We start from the raw sequence: 17,919 nt of genomic DNA, 5'->3' as shown, positions 1-17,919 counted from the left end.
CCCGCACAACCGCCATTGGTCGGGGCAAGACTGCTATGACATGAGCATGCGCTTGCGTCTTCTGCCCCCGCTCCTCGCCGCCGCCGTGCTCGCGGCGGGCTGCTCGGAATCCGGCGAACCGCCCGCACCGGACGTTCTTCGCGTCGGCCTGGCCGCCCCGGCGACCCTCCTGCCCGCCGACGTCCGCGACCAGTCCGGGCGGATGCTCGCCGGTGCACTGTGGACGCCGCTGGGCGATTACGACCCCGCGACAGGGAAAACGACCCCGCGGGCGGCCGAGTCGGTCACCAGCGCCGACCGGACGACGTGGACGGTCAAGCTCAAGGACGGCGGGAAGTTCCACGACGGTACCCCGGTGACGTCGCAGTCCTATGTGGACACCTGGAAGGCGATCGGCCAGGAGAACTGGCAGGCGTCGCGCGTGGTGAAGGATCTCTTGCGGGCCAAGGAGATCACCGCGCCCGACCCGCTGACGATCAAGCTCGTCCTCGACCGCCCGTCCGGGCAGGTCCCGGCGCTGCTCTCGTCGCCCGCGCTGGTCCCGCTCCCCGGATCGGTGCTGGCTTCGCGCGATTGGGCGGGATTCGCCCGGCACCCCGTCGGCAACGGGCCTTTCCGCTTGGACGGGGACTGGCAGCCCTCGGGCGGCAAACTCGTCCGGGTGGCGGACGCGGCGGGCAAGGCGCGCGTGATCGAGCTGAAGACCGGGGACGCGGCGGCGCAGTACGACGAGGTCAAGGCCAGGAAGCTCGATCTCTCCACGGCGGTCCCCGGCGATCGCCACGAGGCCATGCACACGGATTTCGCGCAGCGGCACGTGATGTGGGCGCTGCCCAGCGTCGCCTATCTCGGTTTTCCCTTGACCGCGGCGCACTTCTCGGACGCGACCGTCCGGCACGGTTTCGCGCTCGGGATCGACCGCGCCGCGCTGGAGGCGGGCGTTCTCGGCAAGCAGGTGGACCCGGCGAAGTCGCTCCTGCCGCCCGCCGTCGCCCCCGGCGAGCGCAGCAGCACTTGCCGTCCCTGCACGTTCGACGCCGGAGCCGGGAAATCCCTGGTGACCCAGGCGGAATTCCCCGCCGGCACGCCGGTCCACTTCGGACAGTCCCCGGCGAACTGGCTGCGCCCGCTGGCCGAACAGGACACCAAGGCGATCGGCGTCCCGCTCGCCCCGGAGCCCGGCCAGGGCCCGTTCGCGATCGAGCTGAACCTGATGACGCCGAGCCCGCAGGAGGTGCTGTCCGAAATCGTGAAGGCCACCGGCTACTCCAGCGACGGGTTCGCCGACCTGCTGAAATCGGCCGAGGAGACCGAATCCGCCGAAAGCGGCGAGGTGTACCGGCTGGTGGAGAACCAATTGCTGCGGGATCTCCCGGTCGCCCCGCTGTGGTCCGGGCACGGGCACGCCGTCTGGGCGGACCGGGTCGGCGAGGTGAAGGCGACGCCGTTCGGGGGCGTGGACCTGTCAGCGGCTTCCGTGCGGTGACCCGAGTGTGCACTCCCCCGCGACGACGTCGATGAAGGCCGAGGTCAGCGGGTCGGGTGTGCTCCGGCAGTAGGCGGCGAGCGTGCGCCGGATCGCCGGTTCGGGCCGCAGGACGCGGCCGTGGAAGCCCGCGGGGAGCACGTTGGCCGGGACCAGCGCGGGACCGAGACCCGCCGCAGCGAGCACCGGAGCCGCCGCGCTCTGTTCGGTCCGGACAGCGGCCCTCGGCTGGAATCCGGCCGCGGCGCATGCCTGGTCGACGAGATCGGCCAGGCCGTTGCCCGGCGCGTAGTGCACCCACGCGCAGCCCGCGAGGGTCGCGAGGTCGACGACGCCGGTGCCGTCGTCCTCACGCGGCCCGTCGATCGGCAGGACGACGACGAACTCCTCGGTGCCGATCTCGCGCACCGGACCGTCCCAGCCCGGCGGGACCGGGCCGACCGCGACGTCGGCCTCCCCCGCCGCCATGGCGTCCCGGAGTTCGTCCGCGTGCCGGAACTCCACCAGCCGGACGTCGACGTCCGGCCGCTCCCGGCGCCACACGCGCAACGCCGCGGGCAGGACACCGAGACCGACCGAGTAGACGGTGGCGATCTGAAGTTCCCCGGCTTCCAGCCCGGACGCCTGCCGGGCCGCGCACCGCGCGCGTTCGGCGTCGGCGAGGGTGGCGCGGGCGTGCGGCAGCATGGCGCGGCCCATCGGCGTGAGCCGGACACTGCGCGGCAGGCGTTCGAGCAGCGGGCCGCCGACCCCTTTCTCCAGCGCGCGCATCTGGTGCGACAGCGCGGGCTGCGTCACGTGCAGCAGCTCCGCGGCGCGAGTGAAGGAGCCGGTGTCGACGACGGTCACCAGGTACTCGAGCTGCCGCAGGCTGGTCATGAACACAGCTTATCGGAGCGGTGATATCTATGCCTTGGACTTATCCATCGCGCCGGGCCAGGCTCGGTGACATGAACGAAGAACGCAAGGTCGCCCTGGTCGCCGGAGCCAACGGGGTCATCGGCAAGAACCTGATCGCCCACCTCGAAACCCAGCCCGGCTGGCGGGTCATCGGCCTGTCGCGGCGCGGCGGCCCGGGTCAGATCGCCGTCGACCTGCTCGACGCGGACGACACTCGTGCGAGGCTCGGCGGACTGGACGACGTCACCCATGTGTTCTACGCGGCTTATGTCGACAAGCCGACTTGGGCCGAGCTGGTCCCGCCGAACCTGGCGATGCTGACCAACCTCGTCGACGCGATCGAGCCCGCCGCGCCCGGCCTTCGCCACATCAGCCTCATGCAGGGCTACAAGGTCTACGGCGCGCACCTCGGCCCGTTCAAGACCCCGGCGCGCGAAGACGACGCCGGGCACATGCCTCCCGAGTTCAACGTGGACCAGCAGCAGTTCCTCGAGCGGCGGCAGGCGGGGAAGTCCTGGACCTGGTCGGCGATCCGGCCGTCGGTGGTCGGCGGCACCGCGCTGGGCAACCCGATGAACCTGGCGCTGGCCATCGCCGTCTACGCGTCGATCTCGAAGGAACTCGGCCTGCCGCTGCGCTTCCCCGGCAAGCCCGGCGCGTACGACAGCCTCCTGGAGATGACCGACGCCGGACTGCTGGCGAAGGCCACCACCTGGGCCACCGGCTCGGCGAACGAGGCGTACAACATCGCGAACGGCGACCTGTTCCGGTGGAGCGAACTCTGGCCGAAGATCGCCGCGTACTTCGAGCTGGAGGTGGCGCCGCCGCTGCCGATGTCCCTCGACGTCGTCATGGCTGACAAGGAAGAGCTGTGGGACTCCCTCGCGACCAAGTACGGACTGGAGGTGCCGTACAGCGCCGTCTCGTCGTCGTGGGGCTTCGCCGACTTCGTGTTCAGCTGGGACTACGACATGTTCGCGGACGGGTCCAAGGCGCGGCGGGCCGGCTTCCACGAGTACGCCGAGACCTCGTCGATGTTCTTCCGGCTGTTCGACGAGTTCAAGAAGGCGAAGGTGATCCCGTGATTTCGCAGGACTAACCCCGCCCGATGTACGGCATCGTGGTCGCCGTGATGGTCAGGAATCCGACGTTCGCGTCCAGCGGCAGCCCGGCCATGTACAGCACGGCGTCCGCGACGTGCCGGGCGTCGAAGGTCGGCTCGGCCTTGACGCCGCCGTCGGCCTGCGGAATGCCGTCGGCCATCCGCAGCGTCATCTCGGTGGCCGCGTTGCCGATGTCGATCTGTCCACAAGCGACGTTCCAGGCCCGGCCGTCGAGGGAGATCGACTTCGTCAGCCCGGTGACCGCGTGTTTCGTCGCGGTGTAGGCGACGGACGCGGGCCGCGGGGCGTGCGCGGAGATCGACCCGTTGTTGACGATCCGGCCGCCGCGCGGATCCTGCGCCTTCATCAGCCGCACGGCCTGCTGCGCGCACAGGAACATCCCGGTCAGGTTGGTGTCGACGGCGCGTTTCCAGTCCGCGAAGGACAGTTCGTCGACCGTCCCGCCCACCGACACGCCCGCGTTGTTCACCAGGAGGTCCAGCCGCCCCCACTCCGCGCGCACCGTTTCGAACAACGCGGCGACGGAATCGGGGTCGGCGACATCGGTGGGCACGGGAAGCGCTTTCGCGTCTCCGCCCGCGGTCTCGGCCAGCGCGTCCGCGCGGCGGCCGGCGAGCGCGACCCGGTAGCCGGCGCCGAGTAACGCGCGGGAGATCTCCCTGCCGAGCCCGGAGCCCGCCCCGGTGACGACCGCGGTCCTGCCGTTGTCCATCGATCCTCCTCGCAGACCGTGCCGGACCGATCCGGCTCGGTGATTGTTTTCCGATTACCCGCGTCCGTTCAGGCTAGCGCGCCGCCGCCGGGGTAAAACGTTCACCCGGCGGCCGTCGCGCCTTCATGAAAACCGGTAACCCCTTCACCACATCGAGGCGATTCACCGGATGTGCCCAGGGGGAATTCACACCGTTCACAGGGTCTTCTGAGCGGTGAACAGTGAAGAAGAATCCACGCTTCCAGCTGGTTCAGACCGGCGACGAGACCATCCGATGGCGACTGCTCGGCGGCAACAACGTGTCGCTGGGCTCGGCCCCCGACGACTATCCGCGAGCCGAGGAATGCCTCGTCGCGATCACCTGGCTCAACACGCACATAGCCGAGCTGACCAGCGACTTCAGTCATCTCAGCGGGGGCCGCTGGCGCTGGCGCCTGCACGCGGGCGACCGGATCGTCGCGATCGCCAGCCATGCCTACGGGCGGCGTATCGAGGCGCAGCGCGGACTCGACCGGTTCCGGTCGGCCACCACCGAGGCCGCCATCGGCGAAGGGATCGAGACCATAGCCGATTGGCGGCGGAAATACCGCCGCAATTCCGCCGGACATTCACCGAATCCTTTTCCGTGACGGCCGATCACGGAAAGTGCGTTCCCCGGAGATTAACCACCATGACGTCGGGCGGGAACGCGAAGCACCGCGGCAGGACAGTGTTGCGGAGCGAGTATTGGCGGCAGGTCACGGAATCCCGTGACAACTTGGGGACTAGAGAAAGAGTGCAAACAAGATGCGTGCTCGTACCACTCGGTTTCTCGGCGCCACCGCGATCGCCGCGTGTGCCTGCCTCACCCTGACCGGTACCGCCTCGGCGGTCGCCCCGGCCAACGGCCTCGAAGACGTCCTGGCCGCGGCGGGCTCGGACACCACCGTCGACATCGCCGGCGCGATCCTGGCCAACGCCAACGGCGCCGCCTGGAACAGCGACCCCGACAACCACGTCAACATCCCGCCGCTGCTCGCCCCGGGCGCGACCTTCACCGTTCCCGGTGACCTCTACGCCGACCAGGTCGTCTACAACACCACGACCAACCTGCCGCCGAACGGCTCGTCCCAGGGCAAGGCCGCGCTCAAGGCTTCGGGCGACGCGGCCGACGGCAAGATCGACATCGCGCGGTCTTCCTCGCCCCGCGGCTCGTCCGACCCCGCGTCGTTCGAGTACTACGCCTTCGCCACCGACGGTGTCACCTGGTCCTCCTCGGCGACCGGCTCGGGCGCGGGCCTGACCCTGTCGCTCGCGCAGCTGCGCGGCATCTACGACGGCTCCATCACCAACTGGAACCAGGTCGGTGGCGCCAACGCCGCCATCATCGTCTACCTGCCCCAGACCGGCTCCGGCACGCTGAGCTTCTTCACCACGACCGTCCTCGGCTTCGACCCCACCACCAAGCCGGTCACCATCAAGCGCTTCCAGGAGCACAACGGCAACTCCATCCCGGCCGCCGACCGCGCCCGGGCGATCGCGCCGTTCTCCATCGCGCAGTGGATCGCGCAGGGCAACACGGTCGTCGCGGACAAGCGTGCGGGCTTCACCGTCAACCCGCTGACCGGCGCCGGCTTCAACGGTTCCCCGGTTTCCGGTTCCGCCGGCAACTACACCCCGGCCTTCACCACGGCGTTCCTCGGTTCGCGCAGCGTCTACAACGTGCTCGACACCCGGACCCCGAGCTACGACCAGGCCCAGCGCGCCGTCGGCTTCGCCGCCGGTGACACGGCCGCGACCGCCAGCCCGCTGTGCGGTGGCAAGCTCGCCACCACCATCAAGCGGTACGGCTTCCTGACCATCTCGGGCCCGAACGGCCTGTCCTGCGTCAAGTCCTGACCCCTCCTAGCGCGTGAAGGCCCCCTTCCCTCGGCTGAGCCGAGGGAGGGGGGCCTTCACGCGGAGCGGGGTGCTTACTTGGGGGCGACGCCCAGCGCGGCCAGCGCCGGGCCGGTCATGATCACGCCCGCGCCGGTGACCGGGTCGAAGCCCGGGGCGCCGAGGTCGATCGCGGTCGACACCAGGGCGTTCCTGATCTCGGCCGGGGTCGCGGCGGGCTTGCCCTGCTTCAGCAGCGCGGCGATGGCGGCGGCACTCGGCGCGGCGGCCGAGGTCCCGAAGAACGGCTGGAAACCGGTCACCGAGGTCGCGACGCCGTCGGCCGCGGTGATGTCCGGCTTGTTCCGGGTGGCGCCACCGGTCGAGGACACGTTGCCGGGGGTGATCACCGAACCGTCCGGGTTGTAGAACTGGTGACGGCGACCGTCCGAAGTGAACCGCTCCCACTTGCTGGCGCCGGTGAACAGGCCGGGGAACGGACCCGCCGGGTTCGCCGGGTCACCGGTTTCGAGCGCGCGGCCGAAGGCACCGGCGGCCGGGGCGGCCGCGACACTGAAGGCGTTGACCGCCGCCGAGTGGCCGGAGGTGACACCGTTGGTGCTGAAGGCTTTCAGCGAACCCGAGGGGACGAAGCGGCCGCGGATGACGTTGAGGGCGATGAACCGGTCGGAGCCGCTGTACTTGACGACGGCGACCTTGAAGCCCGAGCCGCTGGCCGGGACCTGGGCGATCTCGTACGGGTTCTGGGTGCCGTTCTGCGAACCCTCGCTGGAGGCGACGACCGAACCGGACGAGTTCAGGACGAACAGGTCGTAGTCGCTGGTGGCCTTGCCCCACGGGTCGGACCAGAACAGGGTGACGTAGCGGCCGACCGAGTTCGGCGAAAGCGCGTTGTACAGCTGAGTCGTGCCGCTCGGGTCGAAGTCGTGCGGCGTCCCCGTGATTCCGGAGATCTTGCTGCTGGAGCCGCGGAAATCGCCTTCGTAGTAGCCGCTGGTGCCGTCGGTCAGGTTGCCCGAGTTCCCCGCGGAGGAGAAGTAGAGCACGCCCGCCGCGGTCACGTCGTTGACGGCCTGCGCGACCGGGCCGTCCTGGAACGGCGACTCGTCGAAGTAGGAGACGTCGTCGACGATGATCGTGCACTTGCCGGTGGTCCGCAGCGCGCGGATGTTGTCGGCGAAGCTCTGCTCGCTGGTGAACGCGGTCGCGAAACCGAGCGCCGCGCCGGGAGCCATGTCGTGGATGATCTCCAGCATCGCGGTGCCCTCGTCACCACTGCCCGCCTGACCGGGGAGAACGTCGACGGCGGGCAGCTCGCCCGCGGTCTGCGACGCCTGGAGCGACTTGATGCCGTCCGAGAGGACGCAGACCTTCTGGCCCGCGCCGGTGACGCCGTACTTGGTGCGGGCGGTGTCGTTGCCGTGTGCCTTGTCGCCCTCGGCGACCTGCAGCGCGGCGGCGGCCTGCGTGGCCGTGGCCTTGCGGCGCTCCTGCGGCGCGGACTCGTTCCAGGTCATCGCCTGGGAGGCGGCCTTGACCTCGGCGACGTCCCCGCGTCCGGCGATCGCGTCGACAGCGCCCAGCGGAAGATCAGCGCGGATCGCGCCGGCAGGCGAGGCGTAGCGGACGGTGCCACCGGCGGCCTTGACGGCGTCCACCAGGGACTGTCCGGCGCCCTTGATGTCCACCGCGACGGTGCCGGCGTTGCTCACACCCAGCCCGGTCCGGTACTCGGGCAGCTTGCCCGCCAGACCCTTGTCGGCACGGAGACGCTTCTCGACGACCAGCTGGCTCGACTGCTTACGCTCAGCCGGGGTGAGGCTGTTCTTGATGCTCTGCAGCGCGCTGATCCCGGCCTGCGTCCGCGCCTCCTCCGACGGCTGCGCCCCGGAAACCGCGGTCGACAGCAGCAAAGCACCCACCGCGACCGGAACCGAGCATGTGACCACCCGGCTGAATCTGCTCATCGAACTCTCCCTGGTATTCAGCTGCACATCCCGTAACAGGAATCCCTTCGGCTGCCCGAATGGATTACCCCTGACCGGGTGTAATGGGGAGAATCTAAAGAGCTATCAGTGAGGAGTCCACCGACCAAAGTCGGTATCGGGTGAAGATCCACATCGTGAGAGGGATTTCAAGTCCGAAAAGCCCGAAATCCCTCGCGTGCCTAAGCCCAGGCCGGAAAGAGTCGCCAAAGCGCCAAAGCAGCCAACGACGCCAGGGTGAGCAGGACCGGCCCGGTGATGACGTAGGTGGAAACGGGCCGCCACCGGCGGTAGAGGAAAGTCGCCCCGGCCGCCGCCGCCACGAAACCGCCGAAAGCCAGCACGAGCCCGGCCCACGCGTCGCCGTCCCCGGTCCGGCCGTCCTGCGCGTCCGCCTTGCCGTTCTGCGGGGTCGGCCGGAACGGCTTGCCCTCCAGCACCGCCGTCACCACGGTCGCTTCTTCCGAGGCCAACGGCCACCAGGACGCCGACGTCACCAGGGTCAGCCGGTCGTTCTCGGTCTTGCCGTAGTCGGCCCCCTCGTCGAGCGGGCGGGTGGCCTTTCCGCTCACGCGGTAGACGGACTTGCCCTGAGTCGTCGCGACGACGATTTCGTCTCCGGATTCGAGGCTGTCCAGCGAACCGAACGGACCGCCGTAACCCGCGTTGCGCGCCGCGATCGCGGCGTTGCCCGGCTGCCCCAGCCCGGCGGTTCCCGGCACATGACCGGGCCCGGAGGCGGTTTCCCCGCTCGACGCGCCTTCGATGACGACCTGCTGCAACTTCAGCGAGGGAATCTCCAGTACGGCGACAGGCTTGCCGAACTCGACCGGTTTGGCGGGCGGGCCGCCGCCGAAGAGGCTTTGGCTGGCACCCAGCGCCAACGCGATCTCGCCGCGGATCTCTCCCAGCGCCTTCCGCTGGTCGCTCGACTGCAGCATCGGCCCCAGCGCGTAGACGACCAGTGCCAGCGCCACCAGCGTGGTGACCAGCCAGGCGAAGACGACGGCGCCGATCCAGCCTGGACCGAAGCTCAGGAACCGGGTCTCCGGTTCCGGCGCGGGCGGCTGCTCAGGCGCCGCGTGCCTGCCTTCGACGGAAGTGCTCACGCCACCTCACCGGCCGATTTACGCCGCAGGAGACCGAAGAGCATGGCGAACGCGGCCCCGATCTCGGCCAGCGCCACGACCAGCCACCGCGGCACCGGACGCCCGGCGGCGACGTACGCCGTCGCGGACGGCAGCGTCGCGAGGATCACCAGGGCCACCAGCGGGATGAGGGCGCCCAGCACCCCGGCCCCCGCGAACTTCGGGATGTCGATCGACTCGGCGAGGTTCTTGGCCGCCAGCACGCTCTCCGGGGTGGGCGCGGCCGCGGGGGCGGGCCCCGTGGCGGCGGCCGTCCCCGACGTCCCGGCCGTCGAACCCGGCCCACCGGAGGGACCGGTCAACGAAGAGTTGGCTGCCGGCGTGGCACCGGTTCCACCCGCCGCCGGCGGATTCTTCGCTTCTTCCCTTTCCTGACAGGCGTCTTTGACCGTCCCGGTGCCGATCTTCGCCGCCCGTACGGGAGCGGCGGCGGCCAGCCCGGGGCTCAACGGGGTCATCCCCGGCGGGAGCAGTGCCTGCCCGTAGCCGCTCGCCATCTCGGCGACCGCCTTCAGTTGCGCCTGCTTCGCGGTCATCGGCTTGCAGGTCGCGTCGATCAGCGGATTGACCGGCGCCGCCAGGTACTCCACGAAGGTCAGCGGGTACGCGCCGTCCTTGGTCACGGTGCCCGGCTGCACCGTCCCGTCCGCCCCGACCTGCATCGAATCCGCCGCCAGCTGCAGGCTTTCCTTGGTCGGTGCGACGAAGTTCCCCTTGCCGTCCGGGAGCGCGACCGGCGCCCAGCCGTAGGCCCGCGCGGTCGCGAGATCGGTGATCACCCAGCTCATGCACCCGCCGGTGCAGACGAAGCCCGTGCCTACGACGCCGTTCTGCACGGTCTTGCGCACGGCGAGCTGACCGGTCTTCGCGTCGACGTTGTGCAGTGAGCGGGCGCCCGGATCGAGCACGTTCAGATCGGAGATCACCCCCGGCGATTTCCCGTCCAGCTCACCGAAGTACTCGGTGCCCTTCTTCGGGAACACCCACGCCGTCGGCGCGGACCCGGAGAGGACCTTGCTCAACGCGAGCGGCACGGTGCCCGGTCCGGATTCCCCGGTCACCCCGAAGAAGTCCAGGCTCTCGGCGCCGGCCCGGGCGCTGGCCGCGTTCGCCTCGTTCTCCCTCGTGACCGCCGCGAGCCCGGGGTTGCGGCCGACCAGCGGGGAGCCGTTCCTGAAGATGCCGCCCCGGCCGTCCAGGTCGGGTTGCTGGCCGCCCTTGGTGACCATGTTCGCCAGTTCGTCGTGGGTGAACCGCAGGGTGCCGTTGAACTTCGCGTTGAGCGAATTGCCGTTGTCGTCACTGTCGGTCGGCGACCAGCCGACCGCGGCCACGACCGCCGCGTTGATCCCGACCGGGATGTACTGCCGGTCGCGCACGGCCTGACTGGCGAGCGCGCCCCCGCTGCCGGTGATCACGAGGTCGGAGGTGCCCTTGTCGAACGCGGTGAGTCCGGCGTTCTCCGTCTCGCTCACGATGTTCGCCGGCTGCTCGGCCTGGGTGGGCGCGCAGAGAGCCTGGTTCCAGGCGACCGCGGCCCGCCCCAGCCGTTCGGGCATGCTCGCGCTGATCGTGTTCTGACCGGCGCCCTTGCAGCCCTTGACGCCGATCTCCTGCTGCGTCGGAGTGAATTCGATCGAGCTGTCGATCCAGGTCACGAACGCGCCGTCGGCGTTCTTCGCGGTGATCGTGACCGCGACCGAACAGGGATTTTGCTCATCGCACCGGAAGGAATACTTCTTGCGGGTCTTGGCGCCGGTCGCCGGATCGACGACGTCGGGATTGTCCGCCCAGGAAACCGCCGGAGGTTTGTCCGCTTGACCTTCGGCGTTTTTGTTGAAGGTGGTGTACTGCGGGTCCCAGATAATCGCTTTCGGGGTGGAGGCACCGAGGGGAATCTGGGTGTCGATGACGATATCGCCGGTTCTGCTGCTCCGGCGTCCCGTGGCGCTGTCCATATGCGCCGGATTCGCGATGAACTCGTCCTTCAATTCCCCGCAGTAGGCCTTGACCCGCGCGCTGACGGTGTTGTCCCGCGCCCACGGCGGTTTACCGGCGACCTTGATCAAGTTGTCCGGCAGGACCTTGGGACAGACTTTCAGGGACGCCTGAGCACCGCCCGCCAACCCCGACACCGTGATCCGCACCGGGTCGCCGTTCCGGGCCGCCGACAGCTCCGCGGGCTCGGTCTTGAGGGTGTAGGCCGGGTTTGCCGGCGATTGCGCCTGTGCCGCGGGGACGGACACTCCCGTGACCATCAGCACCCCGCAGATCAGCAAGATCCCGACTTGTCTCGCACGGACGAAGAACACGGACGACTCCCAAGGTGCGCGGGCATACGGCGGAGAGCGGGACTCGTTCACGAACCTCGCCGAAACCAACGTCCCCGAGCCGCCCGTTCGGGGTCAACCGTCCCCGGACCCGCCCCGGCACAGATTCACACGCGCCCCGTCGGGCGTTCTCCGCGTGGACACCTTTCCCGGTATCGGGCACCACATACTGGCCGCATCGAGGGGCGACGTGGTGTGCCCTCAATTCCCTTGCTCACCGAGACGAAGGAAGGCCGCTCGTGACCGTCGCGCCACCCCGGCCCGACCCGTCCCCACCGGGAGCACCGGTGCGGCGGGCGATCACCGAAGTCCTTTCCCGGGCCGACCGGGCGTTCCGCCGGGTCACCACCGGCGCCGGGCTGACCATGCTGGGCATCCTCCTGGTCATCGGCTTCTTCCTGGTGTATCGGTCCGGGCCCGCCTTCGAGAACAGCGGCTTCGGCTTCTTCGGTACCATCCGGTTCGATCCGGCCTCGGGCGTACTCGGCGTCTTGGGCCTGCTCTACGGCACGGTGGTGGTCGCGCTCATCGCGGTCCTGATCGCGGTACCGCTGAGCATCCTCGCGGCGCTGTTCATCACCGAGTACTCCAGCGGCCGGGTCCGCGGTTTCCTCACCGGCCTCGTCGACCTGCTCGCCGCCATCCCCAGCCTGCTGTACGGCCTGTGGGGCTTCAGTTTCCTCGGGCCGCAGATCGTCCCGGTCTCGACGTGGCTGACCGAGAACCTCGGCTGGTTCCCGCTGTTCGCGTCCAAGGAGAACACGCTCTACATCCAGTCCATGTTCATCGCCGGGCTGGTGGTCTCCCTGATGGTCCTCCCGATCACGACCTCGGTGATCCGCGAGGTGTTCGCGCAGACTCCGCCCGGGGAAAAGGAAGCGGCGCTCGCGCTGGGCAGCACGCGCTGGGGCATGGTCAAAACGGTCATGCTGCCGTTCGGCCGGGGCGGGATCATCGGCGGCTCGATGCTCGGGCTCGGCCGCGCGCTCGGCGAAACGATCGCCGTTTCCCTTCTGCTGCCCCAGGTTCCGGAGATCACGCAGCACGTCCTGCAGTTCGGCGGCGCGACCATCTCCGGGTTCATCGCCAACAACTCGGGCGCGTCGGGGCTCTACCTGTCCGGGCTGATGGCCGCGGGCCTGGTGCTGTTCATCTTCACCCTGGCCACGAACTTCACCGCGTCGGTGATCATCTCGAAGAGCCGGTCCGGTGCGGGAGTGGATGCCTGATGACCACGACGACCACAACACTGACTCCTCCGGTGACGCCCGGCCCGCGCAAACTCGTCAAACGCCGCCCGTCGGAGACCACCCGGCAGGACAGGCTGGCGGCGCTCGGCTGTGCGGTGTCGGCCACGCTGCTCACCTGGTTCGTCATGCATCTGCTGCTGGAATCCCCCGGCTGGCTGGCGGATCTGATCGTCGCCTACCTGCTGTACCTGGCGATGCTCTACCTAGTCACCCGCGACAGGCTGGGCAGGCTGGCCGCGTCGGACCGGATCGTCTCGACCGTCGTGGTCTCCGGAGCGCTCACGCTGCTCGTCCCGCTGCTGTTCCTGTTGACCTACATCGTCATCGAGGGCGCGCCCTACCTGCGCCTGGCCTTCTTCTCCCACGACATGTCCGCGGTCGCGCCGACCGATCCGGTCACCGCGACCGGCGGGCTGCACGCGGTGGTCGGCACCCTCCAGCAGACCGCGCTGACCCTGGTGTTCGTCGTCCCGCTGGGCCTGCTCACCGCGATCTTCCTCAACGAAACGCGGTCCAGGTTCCGCCGCCCGGTGCGGATCATGGTCGACGCGATGAGCGGTCTCCCGTCCATCGTGGCCGGTCTGTTCATCTACGCGGCACTGATCATCCCCGGCATCCAGGCTGGCGTGGGATTGTTCAGCTACAACGGTTTGATGGCCACGTTGGCGTTGACGATGGTCATGCTGCCGACCGTGACGCGGACCGTGGACGTGGTGCTCCGGCTGGTGCCCGACGGTCTGCGCGAGGCGTCGCTGGCACTTGGCGCGAGCCGGGCCCGGACGGTGTGGTCGGTGGTCCTGCCCACCGCCCGTACCGGGGTCACCACCGCCGTCATCCTCGGCATCGCCAGGGTGGCCGGGGAAACGGCACCGCTGCTGTTCACCTCGTTCGGGTCGCTCGCGATGAACGCCAACCCGTTCTCCGCTCCGCAGGAGAGCATCCCGCTGTTCATCTACCGCTTCATCAAGCAGCCGCTGGAAAACGTCCAGCAGCGCGGCTACGTCGGCGCGCTCGTGCTGATCCTGCTCATCTTCAGCCTGTTCGCGATCGCCAGGTTCGTCGGGCGTGACCGGTCGAAGCGCAAGGCCAAGAGTTCGAAGAAGACCTTGAGAACACAGGAGAACCGGTGACCGACACCACCGAATTGTCCGATGTGGACACCAGCAGGCCCCAGGTCGCCTTGACCGGTGGCCCCCCGCCCGGTGCGGCCGCACTCGAGTCGCGGGAGATCGGCGCCTGGTTCGGCGACCGGCTGGTCCTCGAAGGCGTGTCGTTGCGGATGCCCGCCAAGGAGGTGACCGCGCTGATCGGCCCGTCGGGCTGCGGCAAGTCGACCTTCCTGCGCATCCTCAACCGGATGCACGAACTCGTGCCGTCGGCCTCCCTGACCGGCGAAGTCCTGCTGGACGGCCAGGACATCTACGCCGACGGAACCCGGCCCCAGCAGGTCCGGCTGCGCATCGGCATGGTTTTCCAGAAGCCGAACCCGTTCCCGGCGATGTCCATCCGGGACAACGTGCTCGCCGGGCTCAAGCTCGCCGGCGTCAAATGCGACGACAAGAACGCGCTCGTGGAACAGAGTCTCGAACGCGCCGGGTTGTGGCGCGAGGTCCGTGACCGGCTGAGCTCCCCTGGCGGCGCCCTGTCCGGCGGACAGCAGCAGCGGCTCTGCATCGCCCGTTCTCTCGCGGTACAGCCGAACGTGCTCCTGATGGACGAGCCGTGCTCCGCCCTCGACCCGACGTCCACCCGGCGGATCGAGCAGACGATCGCCGAGATCGGGCACGAGGTGACCGTCGTGATCGTCACGCACAACATGCAGCAGGCACAACGGGTTTCGGATCACTGCGCGTTCTTCCTCGCGGCCGAGAACGAACCCGGCCGGGTGATCGAACACGGTCCGACGGACACGATCTTCAACGCGCCATCGGATGAACGCACCTTCGACTACGTGAACGGGCGATTCGGATGAGGACGAGCAGGCTGGTCACTTTGGTCGGAGTCTCGGCGCTGCTGTTGTCGCTCTCGGTGGCGGGCGCGCCCGGCGCGGCGGCGCTCAGCAGGGTCACCGGTTCCGGGTCCAGCTACGTCGGCGTCGCGATGACCGACTGGCAGAACGGCGCGACGTCGCGCGGTATCCCGGTCAACTATTCGGCCACCAACTCGCCCGCCGGGGTCAACCAGTACGGCGACCGGACGGTCGACTTCGGCGGGACCGAAGCCGAGGTCTCGTCGCTCCTCGCGGCGGGCGGCGGCGGGGTGACCGCGCAGACCCGCGGCTACCAGTACGTGCCGGACGTCGCCGGTGCTGTCGCCGTCATGTACAACGTGACCGACCAGGCCGGGAAGCGGGTCGACTACCTGCACCTCACGCGCGAGGTGATCGGCCGCATCTTCAGCCGGGACATCACCCGCTGGAGCGATCCGGCGATCACCGCGACCAACGGCGGGAAGTCGTTGCCGGACCAGCCCATCACCCTGGTCGGGCGGACCGGGCAGTCCGGGACGACGGCGTTGTTCTACGACTTCATCGCGTATGCGGCGCCCGACGCCTACCAGCGCTTCGTCTCCCGCAACGTCGGCAACGGGATGGGCAGCCTGCCCTCCGGGGTGCGCCCGATCCAGCTGCCCGAACGGGGACCGGACGCCGACTGGTACCGGCTGCTCGCGGACTCGGACCAGATCGCGCAGGCCATCGGCAAAGCGACCATCCCGTTCTCCGTCGCCTACGACGAATTCGCCTACGCGCAGCGCCACAACGTGCCGTCGGCGTGGGTGCAGAACGGCGCGGGCCAGTACACCCAGCCTTACGCGGAGAACATCGCGTCCGCGCTGAAGTTCGCAGAACTCCGCCCGGACCTCAGCCAGAAACTCGACAAGGTCTACTCGAACGCCGACCCGAAGACGTACCCGATTTCGGCGTATTCCTACATCATGATGCCCTGCACGACCGGCCGGGACACCTGCCGCGGCGGCTACGGCGACCAGGGCAAGACGGACACGATGACCGCGTTCCTCGAGCACGTCGCGTGCGACGGCCAGATCAACATGGCCCGGATCGGCTATTCGCCACTGCCGCCGAACCTGTCGCAGGAGATCATGAACTCCAACTCGCGGCTCACCGGGCAGCCGCCGAAACAGCTGAACGCGGGCAACTGCGGCAACCCGACCTTCCGCGGCAGCCTCGGCGCGGGCGCCAGCAGCCCGCCCGACCCGCTGGTGGCCGCGGGGATCCTCAACCCGAACGGCAAGCCCGCCGCCGGGCCGGGCGGCTCCGGGCCGAGTAAGTCGGCGGGTCCGGCCACCGGTCCGGCCACCGGCGACAAGGTCACGACCGCGACGGCCGGTCCCGACGAGGAATCGGCGGGCGGCGGCTCGAAGAACTGGCGAGAGGCCGCACCGGCGGCTTACGACGAAGGCGGCTTCGGTGGCTTCGGAGGCTGGGCGGCGCTGGTGCTGTTCGTGGCGATCGTGGCGCCGTTGGTGGTGCGCGGGGTGATCCGGAAGCTGCGGAGAGCCTGAGGGCCACGTCTCGTGAGTGGTAAAGACGGTTAGAACCGTCCCTACCACTCACGAGGTTCACGGGAAGGTCAGCACGACCTTGCCGCGCCCGTGCCCGGTCTCGATCTCCCGATGTGCCGCCGCGGCCTCGCCGAACGGGTACGTCCGCCGCACCAGGAACCGCAGCTCCCCCTTGGCGTACAACGACGCCAGCATCCCCAGGCGCTCGGCCGACCGCGTTCCGGTGACCATCCGCGCTCCCGCCTCCGGCGCGCGGGCGTGGTCGACCAGGGTGAGCACGCGGTCCGGATTCCCGACCAGTTCCAGCGAGAGATCGAACGCGACACCGCCCGCCCCGTCCAGCGCCGCGTCGATCCCGGACGGCGCGAGGGCACGCACCCGATCGGCGAGGCCGTCGCCATAGACCAGCGGCTCGGCGCCGAGCGAACGGACGTACTCCTGGTTCGCCTCGCTAGCCGTGCCGATGACCCGCGCGCCGCGCAATGCGGCGAGCTGGACGGCGGCCGTGCCCACCGCGCCCGCCGCCCCGTGGATCAGCAGCGTCTCGCCGCGGGCGACCCGCAGGGCGTCGAGCGCCAGGTACGCCGTCTGCGTTCCCGCCGTGAAGCCGCCCGCGACCTCCCACGGCATCTCCGGCGGCTTCGCCGTGACGTTCTCCGCGGGCACCACGACGTACTCGGCGTAGGCCTGAACGGCGGTGAAACCGAGCACCTCGGCCCCCGCGACGAGGCCGGTAACCCCGGAACCGACCTCGTCGACGACCCCGGCGAACTCGTTCCCCGGGACACGCGGCCAACGCAGATCGAACCCTGAGGGTTCCCAGCCCGCCCGAACGGCCGCGTCGTACGGCTGCACCCCCGCCGCCTTCACCCGCACCCGGACCTCCCCCGCCCCGGCGTGTGGCTCTTCCAGCTCCAGCACCCGCAGTACCTCCGGGCCACCGGCTTCCGTGAACGCGGCCGCTTTCATCTTGTTCCTCCAGTTCGTTCCCCAGCTGTCGGAACCCAGCCTCATCCCTCCAGTTAGCTGGAGGTCAAGAGTTGTCGGTGTGACGTTCTAAGCTTCGAGCGTGACGAGCTACCGCATCTCCAGGGCAAGCGCTTCCGACGCCGACAGGGTCACGGCGCTGTTGCACGAATCCGCCGCCTACCAAGGGGAGTACGCGTCGATTCTCGAGGACTACCGGGTCACCGAGGACTACCTCGCCACCCATCCCGCGTTCGTCGCCCACGCGCAGCGTGACGTGATCGGTTTCTACAGCTTGATCGAGTATCCGGCGGAGCTGGACCTGCTCTTCGTCGCCGATTCCGCCCAGGGCACCGGCATCGGCGCGTGGCTGGTCGAGCACATGCTCGGGCAGGCCGCGGACCTCGGCATGACCGAGATCCGCGTCGTTTCCCACCCGCCCGCCACCGGGTTCTACGAGCGGATGGGCGCGCGCCGCGTCGGTGTCGTCCCGCCCAACCCGCCGAAGATCACCTGGGAGCGCCCGGAACTGGTCTTCGACGTCAAGCGTCCACCGCGCGACTGAACCGGCCGGTAGGCTGCCGGTGGCCATTTCCCGGCCATGGAGATACCGCAACC

15 protein-coding genes are annotated in these 17,919 nt (G+C 69.4%); 9 read left to right on the top strand and 6 right to left on the bottom strand.

Going from position 1 to position 17,919, the window contains the following annotated elements; translation table 11 throughout:
* Positions 1–40: 40 nt before the first annotated feature.
* Positions 41–1,486 carry a peptide ABC transporter substrate-binding protein gene (locus tag ACZ5IK_RS22210; RefSeq protein ID WP_465489368.1) on the top strand — a complete coding sequence of 482 codons (1,446 nt, stop codon included), beginning with the start codon at positions 41–43 and terminating at the stop codon, positions 1,484–1,486.
* On the opposite strand, the gene ACZ5IK_RS22205 is transcribed toward ACZ5IK_RS22210, so the two are convergent.
* Positions 1,466–2,365: a LysR family transcriptional regulator gene (locus ACZ5IK_RS22205; protein ID WP_465489367.1), complete on the bottom strand. Its 900-nt coding sequence runs from the start codon at positions 2,363–2,365 to the stop codon at positions 1,466–1,468. The genes ACZ5IK_RS22210 and ACZ5IK_RS22205 overlap by 21 nt on opposite strands.
* A 71-nt stretch (positions 2,366–2,436) precedes the next feature.
* Between ACZ5IK_RS22205 and ACZ5IK_RS22200 the strand changes: the two genes are divergently transcribed.
* Positions 2,437–3,471: an SDR family oxidoreductase gene (locus tag ACZ5IK_RS22200; protein ID WP_465489366.1), complete on the top strand. Its 1,035-nt coding sequence runs from the start codon at positions 2,437–2,439 to the stop codon at positions 3,469–3,471.
* A 10-nt stretch (positions 3,472–3,481) separates the two neighbouring features.
* Here ACZ5IK_RS22200 and ACZ5IK_RS22195 read toward each other — a convergent pair whose 3' ends face one another.
* Positions 3,482–4,222 carry an SDR family oxidoreductase gene (locus ACZ5IK_RS22195; RefSeq protein ID WP_465489365.1) on the bottom strand — a complete coding sequence of 247 codons (741 nt, stop codon included), beginning with the start codon at positions 4,220–4,222 and terminating at the stop codon, positions 3,482–3,484.
* Between the two features lie 221 nt (positions 4,223–4,443).
* Here ACZ5IK_RS22195 and ACZ5IK_RS22190 point away from each other — a divergent pair, with 221 nt between their 5' ends.
* Both ACZ5IK_RS22190 and ACZ5IK_RS22185 read left to right on the top strand, forming a co-directional pair.
* Positions 4,444–4,851, top strand: a complete 408-nt coding sequence (locus tag ACZ5IK_RS22190) for a YegP family protein (RefSeq protein ID WP_101605845.1) — start codon at positions 4,444–4,446, stop codon at positions 4,849–4,851.
* Between the two features lie 157 nt (positions 4,852–5,008).
* Positions 5,009–6,100, top strand: coding sequence for a substrate-binding domain-containing protein (locus tag ACZ5IK_RS22185; RefSeq protein WP_465489364.1), 1,092 nt, complete (start codon positions 5,009–5,011; stop codon positions 6,098–6,100).
* 74 nt (positions 6,101–6,174) lie between these two features.
* Here ACZ5IK_RS22185 and ACZ5IK_RS22180 read toward each other — a convergent pair whose 3' ends face one another.
* The 3 genes from ACZ5IK_RS22180 to ACZ5IK_RS22170 all read right to left on the bottom strand — a co-directional run bounded on the left by ACZ5IK_RS22180 (position 6,175) and on the right by ACZ5IK_RS22170 (position 11,545).
* Positions 6,175–8,067 carry a S8 family peptidase gene (locus ACZ5IK_RS22180; protein ID WP_465489363.1) on the bottom strand — a complete coding sequence of 631 codons (1,893 nt, stop codon included), beginning with the start codon at positions 8,065–8,067 and terminating at the stop codon, positions 6,175–6,177.
* Positions 8,068–8,267: 200 nt separating this feature from the next.
* On the bottom strand, positions 8,268–9,194 hold the full coding sequence (locus ACZ5IK_RS22175) for a sortase (protein WP_465489362.1): 927 nt from the start codon (positions 9,192–9,194) through the stop codon (positions 8,268–8,270).
* A complete protein-coding gene (locus ACZ5IK_RS22170) occupies positions 9,191–11,545 on the bottom strand; it encodes a hypothetical protein (protein ID WP_465489361.1) in 2,355 nt (784 codons plus the stop codon). Before ACZ5IK_RS22170 ends, ACZ5IK_RS22175 begins: the two co-directional genes overlap by 4 nt.
* Positions 11,546–11,802: 257 nt before the next feature.
* Here ACZ5IK_RS22170 and pstC point away from each other — a divergent pair, with 257 nt between their 5' ends.
* The 4 genes from pstC to ACZ5IK_RS22150 are packed head-to-tail and all read left to right on the top strand — an operon-like array spanning position 11,803 to position 16,335.
* Entirely contained in the window at positions 11,803–12,792 is a 990-nt protein-coding gene (pstC, locus tag ACZ5IK_RS22165) for a phosphate ABC transporter permease subunit PstC (RefSeq protein ID WP_410663559.1), read from the top strand.
* Positions 12,792–13,943 (top strand): phosphate ABC transporter permease PstA, encoded by a 1,152-nt coding sequence (pstA, locus tag ACZ5IK_RS22160; RefSeq protein WP_465489360.1) that lies wholly within the window; start codon positions 12,792–12,794, stop codon positions 13,941–13,943. Before pstC ends, pstA begins: the two co-directional genes overlap by 1 nt.
* A 23-nt stretch (positions 13,944–13,966) precedes the next feature.
* The gene (locus ACZ5IK_RS22155) at positions 13,967–14,785 is read left to right on the top strand and encodes a phosphate ABC transporter ATP-binding protein (protein ID WP_465489388.1); all 819 of its coding nucleotides are present in this window, start codon (positions 13,967–13,969) and stop codon (positions 14,783–14,785) included.
* Positions 14,782–16,335, top strand: a complete 1,554-nt coding sequence (locus ACZ5IK_RS22150) for a substrate-binding domain-containing protein (RefSeq protein WP_465489359.1) — start codon at positions 14,782–14,784, stop codon at positions 16,333–16,335. Before ACZ5IK_RS22155 ends, ACZ5IK_RS22150 begins: the two co-directional genes overlap by 4 nt.
* Before the next feature lie 57 nt (positions 16,336–16,392).
* Here ACZ5IK_RS22150 and ACZ5IK_RS22145 read toward each other — a convergent pair whose 3' ends face one another.
* Positions 16,393–17,304: an NADP-dependent oxidoreductase gene (locus ACZ5IK_RS22145; RefSeq protein WP_465489358.1), complete on the bottom strand. Its 912-nt coding sequence runs from the start codon at positions 17,302–17,304 to the stop codon at positions 16,393–16,395.
* 100 nt (positions 17,305–17,404) lie between these two features.
* Between ACZ5IK_RS22145 and ACZ5IK_RS22140 the strand changes: the two genes are divergently transcribed.
* Positions 17,405–17,866, top strand: coding sequence for a GNAT family N-acetyltransferase (locus tag ACZ5IK_RS22140; protein ID WP_465489357.1), 462 nt, complete (start codon positions 17,405–17,407; stop codon positions 17,864–17,866).
* The last annotated feature ends 53 nt before the right edge of the window (positions 17,867–17,919 follow it).

It is taken from the genome of Amycolatopsis sp. NPDC031561, assembly GCF_055580625.1.
The sequence above is the reverse complement of the archived record's forward strand: the minus strand, read 5'-3'. Positions and strand labels throughout refer to the sequence as shown.